Source organism: Streptomyces mutomycini (genome assembly GCF_001700505.1).
GTDB lineage: Bacteria > Actinomycetota > Actinomycetes > Streptomycetales > Streptomycetaceae > Streptomyces > Streptomyces mutomycini.
On record NZ_MAPV01000141.1, the window covers coordinates 1 to 15,039 of the forward strand.

At 71.5% G+C, this 15,039-nt stretch carries 10 protein-coding genes and 1 pseudogene; 1 reads left to right on the forward strand and 10 read right to left on the reverse strand.

The genetic code is table 11. From position 1 onward, the window contains the following. The 9 genes and pseudogenes from BFF76_RS20580 to BFF76_RS20620 all read right to left on the reverse strand — a co-directional run. Nucleotides 1–400: pseudogene (locus tag BFF76_RS20580) on the reverse strand (hypothetical protein); the annotation flags it as partial. A 2-nt stretch (nucleotides 401–402) separates the two neighbouring features. Beyond that, a complete protein-coding gene (locus tag BFF76_RS20585) occupies nucleotides 403–792 on the reverse strand; it encodes a limonene-1,2-epoxide hydrolase family protein (RefSeq protein ID WP_031097973.1) in 390 nt (129 codons plus the stop codon). Between the two features lie 2 nt (nucleotides 793–794). After that, a complete protein-coding gene (locus BFF76_RS20590) occupies nucleotides 795–2,585 on the reverse strand; it encodes an FAD-dependent monooxygenase (RefSeq protein ID WP_053931171.1) in 1,791 nt (596 codons plus the stop codon). Nucleotides 2,586–2,627: 42 nt separating this feature from the next. Beyond that, complete coding sequence (locus tag BFF76_RS20595) at nucleotides 2,628–2,858, reverse strand: ferredoxin (protein ID WP_381822602.1); 231 nt, start codon at nucleotides 2,856–2,858, stop codon at nucleotides 2,628–2,630. An 11-nt stretch (nucleotides 2,859–2,869) separates the two neighbouring features. Beyond that, complete coding sequence (locus tag BFF76_RS20600) at nucleotides 2,870–4,039, reverse strand: cytochrome P450 (protein WP_031097978.1); 1,170 nt, start codon at nucleotides 4,037–4,039, stop codon at nucleotides 2,870–2,872. A gap of 249 nt (nucleotides 4,040–4,288) precedes the next feature. Beyond that, complete coding sequence (locus BFF76_RS20605) at nucleotides 4,289–5,314, reverse strand: polyprenyl synthetase family protein (protein WP_053931170.1); 1,026 nt, start codon at nucleotides 5,312–5,314, stop codon at nucleotides 4,289–4,291. 127 nt (nucleotides 5,315–5,441) lie between these two features. Continuing rightward, nucleotides 5,442–7,472: a tryptophan 2,3-dioxygenase family protein gene (locus BFF76_RS31515; RefSeq protein ID WP_167359516.1), complete on the reverse strand. Its 2,031-nt coding sequence runs from the start codon at nucleotides 7,470–7,472 to the stop codon at nucleotides 5,442–5,444. Between the two features lie 28 nt (nucleotides 7,473–7,500). Beyond that, on the reverse strand, nucleotides 7,501–8,490 hold the full coding sequence (locus BFF76_RS20615; protein ID WP_065848786.1) for a polyprenyl synthetase family protein: 990 nt from the start codon (nucleotides 8,488–8,490) through the stop codon (nucleotides 7,501–7,503). Between the two features lie 104 nt (nucleotides 8,491–8,594). After that, nucleotides 8,595–11,339 (reverse strand): helix-turn-helix transcriptional regulator, encoded by a 2,745-nt coding sequence (locus tag BFF76_RS20620; RefSeq protein ID WP_065848787.1) that lies wholly within the window; start codon nucleotides 11,337–11,339, stop codon nucleotides 8,595–8,597. Nucleotides 11,340–11,536: 197 nt separating this feature from the next. Between BFF76_RS20620 and BFF76_RS20625 the strand changes: the two genes are divergently transcribed. After that, entirely contained in the window at nucleotides 11,537–14,296 is a 2,760-nt protein-coding gene (locus tag BFF76_RS20625) for an AAA family ATPase (RefSeq protein WP_167359517.1), read from the forward strand. 141 nt (nucleotides 14,297–14,437) lie between these two features. Here the strand turns inward: BFF76_RS20625 and BFF76_RS20630 are convergent, their stop codons facing one another. Then, nucleotides 14,438–14,782 (reverse strand): NIPSNAP family protein, encoded by a 345-nt coding sequence (locus tag BFF76_RS20630; protein ID WP_065848789.1) that lies wholly within the window; start codon nucleotides 14,780–14,782, stop codon nucleotides 14,438–14,440. Between the last annotated feature and the right edge of the window lie 257 nt (nucleotides 14,783–15,039).

Consider the following 15,039-nt stretch of genomic DNA (forward strand, 5'->3'; position numbering starts at 1 on the left):
CCGCGGTGCGCACCGCGGTGCCCGTGGCCGCGAAGACCGAGGCCAGCTTGGTGCCGGGGTCGTCCCCGAACACCTCGTCCCTGGCGGCCTGCGGGAACTTCGCGGCGAGCAGGTTCGAACCGTTGATGTTGTTGACCACCCAGGAGGTGGACGGGCAGTAGTGGGACAGCGCCTTGGCGACCTCGCTCAGGGTGCGGACGTCCGTCTCCAGTCCTCCGTAGGAGCTCGCGGTCCAGAGCCGGCTCACCTGCGAGTCGTCGATCGCGCGCACCGTGTCGTCGGGCAGCCTCCGCTCCCGCTCCCCCGCGGCGACACCCTCCGCGAACACCGGCCCGAACTTGTGCACCCTGCCGACCAGTTCGGCTCGGAGTTGCAGCAGATCCGTTCGCTTGTACGTCATGGTCACCAGTCCGGGCGCTCGGAAATGAGGTGGGTGTGGTCGTAGTAGTCCCGCCAGGCGCTGATCCGGCCGGCCCGCACCTCGAACGCCGCCATCACCTTCAGGTGCTGCGCGATCGGGGTGCCGTCGACGCGGAACATGCTCTCGACCCGCTCGGTCAGGACGGTGTCCGCCGTGGAGGCCGTATGCCGGAACCTGACTTCCAGCCGTGCGAAGTCGGCCGGCAGGAGTGCGAGGATCTCCGCCTTTCCCCGGCACACCGGGGATCCGGGGTTCTCCCATACGCAGTCGTCGGTCAGGCAGCTGTCCACGGTCTGCCTGACGTCGGCCGGAGTCGGTCCCATCCGCGTCAGGAAGTCGTGGACGACACGCTCGGCGTCGGTGGAGGGCACGCTCAGCTCCCGGTGGTCGTCGCGTCGAAGTGGCCGAGGGCACGCCGGAGCGCCGCGTCGAGTTCCTGGTCGGCGCGCGGGCCCGCGTGGGTGCGGCGCCAGGCGACGTGCTGGTCCGGCCGTACGAGGACGGCACCGTCGTCCTCGGTCCCCCGCACCCTGGCCCAGGCGCCCTCGGCGTCCCAGTAGTCCGCCGCATCCGGGCTGCTCCCGATGGACACCACGGTGAGCGCCACCCCATACGTGTCCGCGGCCTTCTTGGCCACGACGGTCCAGCCCTCGCTCAGCGGCCCGGTGATCAGCACGAAGCCGGCGTCGCCGCCGACGAGATCGTGCGTCGACACCCGGTTGTCACCGCGCAGCAGCCAGGCGTGCGGCAGCCGGTGCCCAGGCCGGGTGAGCGGATGGTAGGTGGCGCCCATCGGGTCGCGGGGCGGCGGCGGGGTGCCGTCCGGGAGCACCGCGCCGTCCGCGTAGACGTGACCGAGCTCGATGTCGTGCGCCTGGTACTCGATCCGCTGGGTGCCGAACACCTCACGCACCACGGCCCGCCGGGTCTCCCCCATCGGTGTGTCGGAGAGGAGTTCGCGGAAGTTGGAATGCGTGGCCTCCGGTTGTCCGGGCACCATGCCGAGGCTCGCGAACAGCACCCCGTAGTTGAGCAGGCTGGCCATCGACCAGCTCACGTTGCGTGCCGCGACGGGCAGCCGCTCCGACTCGTACGTGTCCAGCAGCGCGTCGCCTGCCTGGCCGCCGAACACGGCCCCGAGCTTCCACGCGAGGTTGTGCACGTCCTGGATCGCCGTGTTCAGCCCGCCTCCGGCGGCGGGCGGCTGCCGGTGCGCGGCATCTCCGGCGAGGAAGACCCGGCCGGCCCGGAAGGACCTGGCCACCACCGCCTCCGGCCGGTACTCGCTGACGTGGCGGACCCGCACGCTCAGGTCCTCGGGCAGCTTGAGCAGTTCGCGTACCCGCGTGGCGATCGCATCCGTTCCGAGGTCCACCGCGGCACCGGGCGGCACCCGGAAGTGCAGCGCCCATTCCTCGGAGGCCAGGCCCCATTCGGGTCCGGTCGCGACGACCACGGAGACCTCACCGTCGGGGCTGATGATGTGGGTCATCAGCACCGAGTCACCGCTCCACCAGCGCGACAGGTCCGCGCTGAAGTGGACCGAGATGATGGTGAAGGCGCCCCCGGCACCGTCCATCGGAATGCCGAGCGACCTGCCGATGCTCCTGCCGCCGTCGGCTCCCAGGAGGTAGCGGGCGCGGACGACGCGTTCCTGGCCGGTGGACCGGTCGGTGATCCGCGCGGTGACCCCGTCCTCGTCCTGGCTGAACCCCGTCATCTCGTGACCGAAGAGCAGGCTGGACGGTGCCCGGTGCTCCGCGTGCCGGCGCAGCAACGGCTCGAGCCGGTGCTGCGGGAGGTTGGTCGAGGGGCCGGGGCTGTCGGCCGCGTAGGGCCCGGCAGTGCTGCCTCCGCCGAAGGCGTCCATCCGGTGCAGTTCCCGCGCGTCCAGCGGGCCGTCTCCTGCCAGCGAGGTCCGCCAGGCGACCTCGCTCATGTTGGCCTGCGGAGCGCTCATCCCGTAGACGTCGTCGGCGATTGCGTGCTGCCGGAAGATCTCCATGGTGCGTTGGTTCAGGTAGTGCGCCCTCGGGAGGACCGATGTCGACTCGCGACGCTCCACCAGCAGGTGGCGCACACCCACGTCGGACAGCAGGACCGAGGCGGCCAGTCCACAGCCTCCACCACCGACTATCAGGACCGGCACGTCTACGTCACGCATGGGGTACCCCCTGGGGGTCGGTCGAACATCTGGCAGAGCAGGTCACTCATCGTGAGCCCGCGTTTCGTTCTCGTGCAGGGCGATGGCCGAGGCCGGGCAGCGCAGGGTCGCCGCCCGGACCGGCTCGTGCTCCCGCTCCGGTGGAGTCGCGTCGAGCAGGGTCACCGTGCCGTCCTCGTCGCGCTGGTCGAAGACCGCCGGTGCGATCAGCGCGCAGTTCCCGACCGCGAAGCACCGGCTCTCGTCGACCTCGATCCTCATCGTCTTCTCCATCGGCTGAAGGTTCACCAGGTGACCGGCAGGGCGTTCACACCGAAGACCAGCGCGTTGGTCCGGTAGTCGAGCTCGTCGAGCGGGACGGCCGGCCGCAGCGTGGGGAACCTGGTGAACAGCGCCGGCAGCGCGACGCGCAGCTCCATACGTGCCAACTGCTGGCCGAGGCACTGGTGCGGGCCGAAACCGAAGGTGAGGTGGCGCTGGACAGGACGCCGCACGTCCAGGTTGTCCAGGTCCTGGTCGGCCGCACCCAGGTCCCGGTTGGCGGCGAGTACGGACGCCACGACCCGCTCGTCCTCCTTGATCTTCTGGTCGCGTACGCAGATGTCTCCGGCCGCCTGACGCGGAAGGATGGCGGCCGGCGCGCAGTACCGCAGCAGCTCCTCGACGGCCCCGTCGGTCGCCGAGGGGTCGTCTCGTACCACTGCGAGCTGATCGGGGTGTCCAAGGAGCAGTGCGATGGCGGCCGACAGCGTGCTGGCGATCGTCTCGTGCCCGGCGATGAGCAGCATGTTGCCGATACCCGCCAGTTCGCTGTCGGTCAGCTCGCCGCCGAAGTCACGCACCACACGGCCCAGTACGTTGTCGCCCGGGCTCTCCCGGTGGCGTGCCACGAGACCGGCCATGTAGGCCTCCATCTCGGCCGCCTGCCGCATCTGCACCTCGCGGCTCGTGTTGAAGTCCAGTGCGACCGCGGTGCGGTGCTGGAAATCCTCACGGTCGGCGTAGGGCACACCCAGCAGTTCGCAGATGACCAGCGTCGGGATGGGGGTGCAGAAGTGCTTCACCAGGTCCGCGCCCTGACCGGCCTGCGCCACCGTGTCCAGGGCGGACTCGACGACGCCCTCGATCTGCGGCCGGAGTTCCCGCGCCCGCTTGGTCGTGAACGAGCCGGTCAGCATGCGCCGCAGGCGGGAGTGTTCAGGGCCGTCGTAACTCAACAGGTTGCCGGCCTGGTACGGCATGGACCCGCCCATGCGCAGCTGGTCGTCCGCGAGCACGCTCTTGACGTCCTCGTACCGGGTGACGACCACCGCGTCGAAATCGCCCAGCAGCGGGCTGGGTACCGTGACCCGGCGCAACTCCTCGTCCTTCTGGGCCTCGTACAGTTCCGGAACGGGAGCGAACGGGCATCCGGCGGCTCGTCCCCCGATGGGGATCGCTGTGGAGTCGGTCATGAAATCGCCTTTCTGTTCATCAGGAGGTGGGACACAGACACCATCCGGCCGCCACGGAGTGGCGTCCGGGGTGAGCGGGGGCGTTCCAGAGCCACGACGCTCCCGCGTCCTGCGCGGGAGTGCCGCTCGCCGGCTTTCCCTCACGTCACCCCTTCGGCCGGCCCTGCCCCGGTACTGCTCGGACGGAGGAACGCGGCCGGCCCGGGGCGTGGCGGAGCGGTTGCGCACCCTGCCGGGCGAGGCGCCGCGTCACAGCTGCCTGCCCACGATGAACCCGGCGACCTCCAGCAACTCGCCGAGCACGTCGTCCGGGGTCCCGGTGGCCGTGATGCGCTGCTCCGCCGCGGCGATCTGACGGGCGGCCTCGTCCTGCGCCCAGTCCCGTCCTCCCGCACGTTCCACGAGCTCGGTGACGCGCTGGACGGTGCGCTCGGTCATCGGCTCCGGACCCAGGTACAGGGCGCGAAGCTCATCCGCACCGGGTGAGTTCAGCGCGGCCACCACGGGCAGGGACTTCTTGCGGACGCGCAGGTCGGCTCCCACCTGTTTCCCGGACCTGTCCGGATCGCCCCAGATGCCCAGCAGGTCGTCGGCGAGCTGGAAGGCGAGCCCGATGTGTGCGCCGAACGCGTCCAGCCCTTCGATCAAAGACCGTTCCGCGCCGACCAGTTCCGCCCCGAGCGCACAGGCGCACCCGAGCAGTGCGCCTGTCTTGTCGCCGGCCATACGCAGGCACTCGCCCAGGGTCACGTCGTCGCGTCGTTCGAACTCGACATCGGAGGTCTGGCCGTCGATCATCCGCTGGGTGGCGGTCATCAGCGACACGGTGGCGGAAGTGGCACCCGCAGCCGGCGCGGCCAGCAGCACGGACGTGGCCGCGGTGACCATCGCGTCACCGGCCAGGATCGCGCTCGGAACGCCGAAGACCGTCCACGCGGTGGCCCTGCCGCGTCTCGTCTCGTCGGCGTCCATGATGTCGTCGTGCAGCAGTGAGAAGTTGTGCACCAGCTCCACGGCCAGTGCGGCGGGAAGGCCCTCCGCGTCCGTCGCGCCCGCCGCCCGCGCCGACAGCAGCGCCAGGGTGGGCCGGAGCATCTTCCCGCCCCAGGTACCGGTCGGCCGGCCCTCGGCGTCCGCCCATCCGAAGTGGTAGTGGGCGATCCGGCTCATCTCCGGCCCCAGGTGGGAGTTGACGGCGTCCCGCAGGGCAGGGCCCAGCATCGTCCGCCCGGTGTCGAGCACCGGGGTGAGTCCCCTGGTCGGTGTCGTCGTCATGAGCCCCACCGGCCACCCGCACGGCGGACGAGGAATCGGGAGGCCGCCCGGGGCACGTCCGCACAGGGACGGTCCGGGAACGCACTGGCGTGTCGCATGGTGCACCTTCGCTGTCGGCTCGTGATGGTCACGGCGTGGGCAGGTCACGAGAAGTCGGCCGGGCCGTCCTCAGCAGCACCCGCCGCAGGACCTGGGGAGAGGTGAGCAGACTGTGGGGCGGGTTCAGCAGGAAGAGGACGTCACGATTGGCCGCACACACGACCGGATCGCTCGGTACGTGAGCGCGCACACGGCTGAGGTAGCGATTCAGCAGCCGGGCGACGGGGCCGGTCCGCACCGCGTTGCCGATGGCTCCCGGCATCGGACTGTCCGCGCCCGTCGCGACGGCCCACGCCGCGTGAGAGGACCGCAGCACCGCCCGCTGAAGGACGTGCGCCGAGGGGGTGCCTCCGCCGGCCAGTACGTCCCTCAGGGCGACCGCGTTCAGGGCCGCCACGGACAGGCCCTGGCCGTAGACGGGGTTGAACGCGCACAGCGCGTCCCCGATGACGAGCAGCCCGGTGGCGCCCCGTCCCCGACGGTCGTAGCGGCGGCGCCGGTTGGCGGTGTGGCGGTATCCCACGGGCCGGGCGACCGGGCGTGCCGCGCTCAGCCATTTGTAGGGAGCGGGGTGCGGCAGCCGGTCGGCGAAGTCGACGAACCCCTCCGGGTCGGTGGGCGGCGCCTGGCCCCGCGGCCCGGACAGGGTGACCGACCAGCGGCCGCCCTCGACGGGCAGGATGATGGCGCCGAAGGGCTGCTCCGCGTCCGGCACGACGTAGAAGCCCCTGAGATCCTCGGCCGGGTCGTCGGCGTGGAAGACGCACGTGGCGTACGCCCGTCCCGTCTCCACCACCTCTTCGGCGGGGGGCCGGTCACCCAGTTCGGTCAGCCACCGGGGCGTACGGCTGCCCCTCCCCGTGGCGTCCACCACCAGGTCGGCCGTGAGTTCCTGAGGGCTGCCATGTTCGACGCCGCGGTCCCGGACCACGACGCCGGTGATGTGACCCGGCCGGCCGAGCAGGCCCGTCGTCTCGACCCCGGTGCGGACCTCGATGCGGGAGTCGGCCAGGACGTGCCGGCGAACGTGGTTCTCCAGGAAGGGACGCGACGGGGTCATGATCGGAGCCGAGGGGTTGCGGCGTGATATCCACTGGCCCGCCTGCCACACCCCGAGGTCTCCCGGCACCGCCACCCGCGGAGCGCCCGCATCCGTGAGCTCGGGCAGCAGCCCGGGCAGCAGCTCGTCCAGCGCGTTCATCCCGCTGGTCAGCAGGACATGGGTATGACGCGACTGCGGCACGCCCGCACGGGGACCGGGGCTCTGCTCGTAGTGGTCGCGTTCCAGTACGGTCACCCGTCGGGCGTGGTCCGCGAGGACGTGCGCGGTCAGCAGTCCCGCCACGCTGCCGCCCACCACGACCACGTGTCCCAGCGAGGGCCGCGCGGACGAGGGCCGCGCGGACGACGATGACAGTGGCTGGGCGTCAGGGGAGTCCTCGTGGTCAGGCCGCGACGACGCGGCGGCCGGCTCCGCACCTGCCGGCTCCGCACCCGCCGGTACGTCGCCGAGCCGGGCTGCCAGGAAGCGGGCACCGGAGGTCTCGCCCGTGCCCGGCCGGTCTCCGAGCATGTGGTCGACCAGTTCCAGGTGTGTGCTCCGCCACCGCCCCACGGCGGCGCCCAGCTCGCCGAGCCGCTGTGCCTCCTGTGGCGAACGGTCGTCGGCACCGTGCTTCGTCAGGCGCCTGACCCGCGAGAACAGTTCCTTGAACTGCTCCGAGTCCAGCCCGCTCGCCGTGCCGAACCGGTCCCGGAACCGGAGGAAGTCCTCCCGGCGCAGTGTGCGGTGCAGGAGCGTCAACTGCCCTGCGAGGGCGTCCACCAGCCGCGCCGCCCGCTCCACGCGCTGGGAGAAGCACTGCTGCCCGCACCGGTGGGCGTCGATGTGTCTCAGGTCGACGAGGACCTGGCTGAGCAGCGTCTCGGACGCCTGGTGCACCACGATGAAGAGCCGCTCACTGTCGCTCAGGTCCCGCTGCTCCGCCGGTGTGAGCGGCTGCTGCAACGAGAGCAGTTCGTCCAGACGCAAGTACGTCGCATAGGTCGGGGAGGTCATCAGGCCAGCTCCTCGGGGTGGGGCCGCGCTACACCAGGCGACCGGGCACGGTGAGATCCGCCAGCGCGTCCCGGTGGATGCCGGGCGGCAGGCCTTCCAACGCCGTCGTGGCCAGCCGGACATGGCGGTGCGAGACCTCGCGCGCCGCCTCTGTCCCTTCGTACGCGTCGACCAGCTCGACCATGGCCTCGTAGCGTGTGTCGACCGGTACGGAGGTGTCGGCGAGCAGGCGCTCGATGCGCCGTTGCTGTTGTGCGGAGGCACGTTCGTGGGCGAGCAGCACCGGCAGGGTGGGCCGGCCGTTGCGGACGTCGGACACGTTGGGCTTGCCTGCCCGCGTTCCGTCGTAGGCCATCAGGTCGTCGCGGATCTGGTACGCGATACCCAGCTGATCGCTGTACTCGCTGAGGGCCCCCAGGCACCTGTCGTCGGCCCCTCCCAGGGTGGCGCCGACACCGCAGGCCATCCACAGCAGAGCACCGCTCTTGTCCGCGATCATGCTGAGGTATTCCTCGACGGAGCAGATGCCGCGACTCATCCGGATCTCGCTGAGGGCCGCGTCCCCGATGCGTACTCCGGCCTTGGACAGGACCGCCAGCGCCTGCGCGACCCGCGCGGGGGGCGCCCCGGCATCATGGCACTCGGCCAGGGCGGCGAAGCCGTGGAAGAACAGCCCGTCGCCTCCGACGATCGCGGCCGACTCCCCGAACACCGTGTGCGCGGCCGCCTTGCTGCGCCGCTCCGGGTCGCTGTCGATGATGTCGTCATGCATCATCGCGCCGACCTGCACACATTCAAGGGCCACCGCTGCGGGAAGGACAGTGGCTATGTCGCCTCCCACCGCGAGACTGGAACGGATCACCAGCCAGGGGCCCATCATCTTGCCGAAGGGCATCAGTCCGTACCGTACGAGTTCGTCGAGGCCCGAAACGTCATCCGGCCACCGGCCCTCGACCTCGGCCCGCACGATTGCTGCCACCTCGGGATCAGCGACCTGAGGAACGTCGATGTCGGTCATGCACTCGACGTTAGGGAGGCCGTACCGGGGCTGTCGTCACCGATGGCCGTCCTCGGCCCGAGTGGGACCGAGGAATGGCATCTTCGGCCCGGCCCCGGAGCCGCTCAGGGCGACGGCTGCCGCAGCCGGCCTCCCAGGCTGGCTGCGGCCAGCTCGACGCGGGAACGGCAGCCGGTACGGGCGAACAAGCGGGTCAGGTAGTTCTCCACGGTCTTCTCGCTGGCCTGGAGGCGCAGCGCGATCTGCCGGTTGGTCAGGCCCTCACCGATCAGCTCGATGATGCGTCGCTCGGTGGCGGCCAGGGCCTCACGCCGGCCGCGCGCCCGTGGTGCGGGGACCCCCCGTTCGCGGGTGACCGCGCGGACGCGTCCCATCACCGACGACGCACCGCACCGGGTGGCCAGGCCGTGGGCCTCGCGCAGCCAGGGACGCGGGTCCTCGGCGAAGCGCGCGATGGCGAGGCAGGACTCCATCAGCGACGCCAGATCTCCCCTGTTCCGGGTCAGATCGCTGGCCGCCCGGGCGAGGCGGACGTCGCGGTACACCAGGCCACGCGCCAGGACGAGGCCCTCCATCGTGTCCGTCCCTGCCTCGCGGTGCAGAAGGGCGAACTCGTCCAGCAGCGATGTGGCACCGTCGTGATCGTCGGCGAACGAGGCGATCTGCACGGCCCGCATCAGCAGCAGGTGCAGGCCCGCGTGTAATCCGGCCTCGCGCAGACGCCGGCTGAGCTGCACGGCCAGCGGCGCCACCCTCCGGTCGTCACCCGTGCGGCTGAGCGCACCGATCCTCACCCAGGCACGCATCACGGCGAGCCTCGGGACCGGTGCCACGTCGGCCAGCCAGAGGGCCGCCTGCCGGGGTTCACCGCGCATCCCGCAGATGTCGGCGGCGATCAGGCGAGCGGCGTGGTGCACCAACGTGTCCTGGGAGTCGGAGAGTTCCAGCTCCCGGGCCGCGGACATGGCCTGCGACCAGTCGGCACCGATGTAGCCGTGCACGGCCCGGCGGTACGCGCCGAGCACGCCGGTCACGGGAAGCCGGTAGCGGGCACCGAGCACGAGCCGCGTCACCGCGGCCACGTCGACCACCGCGGCTCCGCGATGCAGTTGTCCCAGCTTCGCGGAGGGCACCGTCCGGCCGGAGTTGCGCCAGACCCGCTCGCAGGCGCCCGGATCGCCGGTCAGTGCGGTACTCAGCAGCTCCATCTGGTCGGCCGAGAAGAGTTCCTGGGCCCCGGCCAGGCCGGTCGGCCCGTCCTTCACCGCCACTCCGTCCGGCGGCGGCTGACGGCCGAACCACCACTGCGCGAATCCGATCGGCTCGCGGCCCGTGATCCCCTTGTCCAGCAGTGAGCGCACGGCCTCCTCGGCGGGTGGTTCACCGGAGTGCAGGGCGACCAGGACCGCCGCCAGACGCATCTGGGCCAGAGAGCCGGGAGCGCATCCGTGTTCCGCGTACTGGGTGAGCACGCCGCGCAGCAGTCCGTACCGGCCCGTTCGGACGGCCAGGTTCAGCAGTCGGGTCAGCGCACGGGCGTGCTCCGGTTCGCCGGGGGGCAGATGCCGCAGGGCAGCCGCGCACCACAGGGCCGCGCGCTCCGGCCGCTCCGGCTCGGCGTCTGCGGCCAGGTCGAGCAGCCAGGTGACCGTGTGCGGTTCCGGTGCGACGGCCGTGCCACCGTGCGCGAGGTGGTCGGCGAGGGCCGCGGGATCGACCGCGACGCCCTGCCGGTGCCGGGCCAGCAGCCGTCCGGCGATCGACGCGTGCAACGCGACACCTCGGTGTGCGCCCGGCCGGCCGGTGGCGGACGCCGCCAGAGCGGGACACCGGCAGGTCACCCGGCCTGCCGGGTCGGCAACCAGCACCTCCGCGTCGATCAACTGGTCGAGCAGACGTCCGCAGTCGGTGAGGCCGGTTCCGGTCACCTCGGCGAGCAGCGGCAGATCGTCGACGCCGATGCCGTTCCACACCGCGACCGAGGACAGCAGCCGCGCCGCCGGCTCACCGAGGGCCGCGACCCGGCGCAGGAGGTGGTGGCCCTCCGGCAGCTCGATCGGCTCCGACGGTGTCCGCAGGCACAACCGGCCGCGGAAGGCGGTCAGCCGGCCACGCCTGCGCAGGTCGTCGAGGGTGCTCAGCACGGTACCGGGGTTGCCGAACAACGGTCCCAGAGCCGTGCGCAGGATGTCCGGCACCGCCTCGTCGAGCCGCGACCCCGACGCGCGGCACGCCAGGGACTCCGCGATGTCGTCGGGCAGTGGTCCGAGAGTGATCACCTGATCGGCGGCGGCGAGCAGTTCGGCGAGTCCCCGGGCGTACTGCGCGCTCTCCTCGCAGGTGGCCAGCACCAGGCACCCGGAGCGGCGTGCCGCGGTGAGCATCGGAGCGGGCTCCGGGACCGCGTGCGCGTCGTCGGCCAGAACCGCGGTGCGTCCCGGACGGCAGATCCGGTGGAACAGGCTGTCCAGCGCGGCGACCATGGCCGGCATCCATCCGGCGGTGTCCTGCCCCGCCGCGTCGCTCAGCCGGGCCAGGGTTCCGAGCGATTCGGCCGGCCCGGCGTCCTCGAACCGCTCGAACTGTTCGCGTACCGCGCGCACCAGGGGTGCCAGGGCGAACGCGTCGTCGTCGCGGCCCTCCGGGCCGGGCGCGGCACCCAGCCGCACCGGCAGAACGCGCACACCGGCCAACCGCAGTAACCGGTCCGCCTCGTCCAGCAGCGCGGTTCTTCCGATACCGACCGGCCCCTTGAGGACGATCAACCGCCCGCCGCCGGCTGCCAGCGACGCGCGCAGCAGGGCCAGTTCCTGGTCCCTTCCCTTGATCGCGGCACGCGTTCGGACCATTGTCGGCCTCCTCTTGTGGGCCTCGTACGACGGCCCACGAGGCCGGCGCCCTGATGCGCGCCGCACGTCCGGGTCGCGCGGGGGGTCGACCGCTCTCGTAGTCAATTCCCCCGCAGGCAACCCGATCGTAACGTTCAAACGTTCTACCATGTGTGAGTGCTGGGCATACTGGTGAGGTGATCAAACACTGGCACGGTGTGGCCGATTCCGAGCTGCCGGTGCCGACGCTGTTCGGTCGTGACGCCTCCCTCGCGCACGTCGTCGACCTCGCCGCCTCCCCGGACGACGCGTCACTGATCCTGCTCACGGGCCCGCCCGGGATCGGGCGCAGCGCGGTGCTGGCTGCCCTCAGGGGCGAATTCAAGACGCTCGGCATCGCCACTCTGACGCTGCGGGTGGCGCGCAACGAGCGTGACCGGCCCTACTCCTTGGCTTCCCGGCTCTCCGCCGAGCTCAGCGCCCTCTACCCGGCCGTCGGCGGCTCCCGGCGCAGAGCGACGGCCGCCGCTCCGTCGCCGCGCACGGACTCCGGCCGCCAGCTGGCCACCGAGCTGCGATCGGCAGTCGCCGCGTGCGACAAGCTCATCGTCCTCGTCGACGATGTGCAGTGGACGGACCCGAGTTCTCGTGCCGTGCTGCTGCCGATGGTCCGCACGCTGGCGGGCGGCCCGGTCACGTTCGTCTGTGCGCTCCGCCCCTCGGCGGCCGACCCGCCGGGCGACCGGGCAGCGCTGGACCAGCTGCGTGCCGCTGGTCTCGCCGAGGTGGTGACGCTCCGTCCGCTGCGCGAGTCCGAGGTCCGCGCCCTGGTCACCCAGCGCTTACAGGCCAAGCCTTCGGCACCACTGCTCTCGTACCTGCGGCGGGAGTGCCGCGGCATGCCAGGCGCCGTGCTGGCCGCTGTCTCGGGGCACCAGCGGAGCGGTTCGCTGAACATCTTCGACCGACACGCCCACCTCACCTCGCCGGACCGTCCTGCCTCGCTGCCGGCCGGCCTGCCGCCGGTCGAGAGTCTGCGGCAACTGGCCGGCCTCGTCTGGCCGGTGGCCAAGGCGGTCGCCGTACTCCATCCCCTTGGTTCCGCGGCGGCCGGACTGATCGCCGAGGCCCTGGGCACGAACGAGGCCGAGGTCCACGAGGCACTGGTCGAACTGCGGGACGAGGGGTTACTGAGGCAGGGGCCCCGGCCGGGCCACTGGGGGTTCCGGCTGCCGTTGCTCGCCTCGGCCCTGGCCACCTGCCTCGGCCCGTACGAGCGTCGCAGGCTCGCCCAGCTGGCGGTCGACGCGATCTGGGCGGGGGACGCGGTCGCGGACGGCAGGTTCCTCGCCGAGCAACTTGTCGTGGCGAGGCGGTTCGTGGACTCCCGGCGGGCATCGGACGAACTCCTCGCCAGGGGAACCGCCGCGATGCTGGACGACGGGTACTTCGCCGAGCGATGGCTGCGCGCCGCCATCGAACTGATCGCCGAGCCGGACCGGCGTGCCCAGGCACTGCTCGCGCACGCCGCCACCTGCTGCATCCACCTGCGGTACGCCGAAGCCCTCGACAGCGCGTGGACGGTGCTGTCCGGCCACGCGGACCTGGTCAGCCCGGAAGCCCTGCTCGAAATGGAGATGATCTACGTCGTCTCCCTCGGGGGGATCGGTGACACGGCGGCCCTCGCCGAGATCTGCAACAACGGCTGGCGCTCGCTTCCGGGCGGGGAGGGGCACCGGATCCTCACCCGGGCCATCGCTCTGTGCCACCTGGACCGCTGGCGGGAGGCGGACGAATACCTGACGGCCCATGGGGACGTCTGGCGTCAGGACAACGATGTCGTGGGTGCGTTGGGGCTCCTCTTCAGCGAGTGCGTCGGGGTGTTCCTCGGCAGGTTCGAGCCCTTCGACCGGGCCGTCGCCGCTCCGCCCCGGTGGCCCATGTGGACGGCGGCGTCACGGCACCGCTTCGAGCGGATGTCGCAGCTGGCCCGGGTGCTGATGGCCCTCGGAGAACTGGACCGGGCGGAGCGGCTGCTGGCGGCGTACCCCATGCCCTCCGGCTACCGGCCCGTGCCCGACCGGGTGGTGGCGAACAGCCAGGCCGGACATTGGGACCCGGCGCTCGACCTCGCACGGCTGAGTCTGGCCACCGGTCTCTCGGTCGGTGACTTACCCACCCACACCATGATGTGCCGGGAGACGTGCATCATCCTCGGTGCGCGCGGCGCGCTGGCCCGGTCCCGCGAGGTGATCGAGAGGGCGCGGGCCGTACAGCCGGTGATGCTCCACCTGCTGGCCGTGCCGGAGGCGTACCTGGACCGGGCCCTGGGGGCGACCGAGCGGGCCGCCCAGGGTGTCAGGGACGGGATCGCCCAGGCCGTCAGACGTGGTCTGGTCATCGGCACCGACGAACTGTGGCTGACGCGTGCCGTGTCGGAACTGGCCGCGGGCGATCTGGTCGCGGCCCAGCGGTGCGTGGACGAGACGAAGAAGGTCGCCGAACTGCTCGGCACCGGCCGGGCCCGTCTGTGCCGTCTGCTCGCCACCGCCGTGGTGCACCGAGACCATGCGGCGGCCGCCGAGGCCGTACAGCTCGTACGCCGGCGCGCACAGCCCCACGAGCACGCCGAGACGATCCATCTGGTGGTCCGCCACGGCCTGGCCGACGCCTCGCTGCTGCACGAAGCGTACGCACTGTACGGCGACCTCGACGCGCTGCTGCGCAGAGCACAGATGCGCAATCTGATGCGCGAGCGGAAGGTCGCCATGCCGGGCCGGAGCCTGGTCATCGCGGAGAACGAGCGGCTGCTCGCCACGTTGGTCGCGGAGGGGCTGACCAACCGCGAACTTGCCGTCGTGGTCGGCGGCAGCGAGAAGAGCGTGGAGAGCCGGCTGGGCAGGCTGTTCAAACGCACCGGATTCCGTTCACGGGTCGAGCTCGCCTCTGCGACGCTCGCCGGCGAGTACCCGGCCTGACACCCGCCCGTCTCTCCCGGCGGGCCTCGTCCGATCACCTCAGGTGTACTCATCCGCACTGCGCGCACTCGTCGGTCGCACCGTGCGCGTCGTACGGGAGGAAGCGTCCCCCGGCTCGCCGCCCGCCCCTCGCGCCGCGCCCTACGGCCGCTCCCCCGAGCTACCACCCGTCTGAGTCGGTGAGGCGTCGAGGGGGCGCAGGAATCGGCGTTCGTAGCGTCGGATGCACTGCGTGCGGCGGGCCAGTTCGAAGGCGGCCTGGCACTCGGGGTCGGTGGCGCTGTCCTTTCGGTACCGCTCGTACCGGGCGAGGTCGGGGAAGGTGAACAGAGCATAGGCGATGTCGCTGTCGCCCTCACTGGGCAGGAAGTATCCGTGGTGGTTGCCGCCGAAGCGGTTGACGAGGGTGATCCAGCGGCGCCCGTACTCCTCGAAGTCATCGATGCGGTACGGGTCGATCTCGTACTTCAGATGAACGGTGATCATGTGATTCCTGTCGTTCGTTTCCGGCGTCCGGTGCGGTCGTAGCAGCGGACGGCGTCCGCGCGCCCACCGCGGGGTCCGACACCGGCGGCACCCGAGGTCCCGCAACGGCCACCACTGCATGCAACAGGCTCGCACGGTGGATTCACCGACGACGAGGCAGTCGGGACGCCCGGTGCCGATGCCGCTCCGCCCGAATGCTTGATTTTGTTCGTAACACCGTTCTTTCGAGCATCTATTGACACGCCACCGACAACACG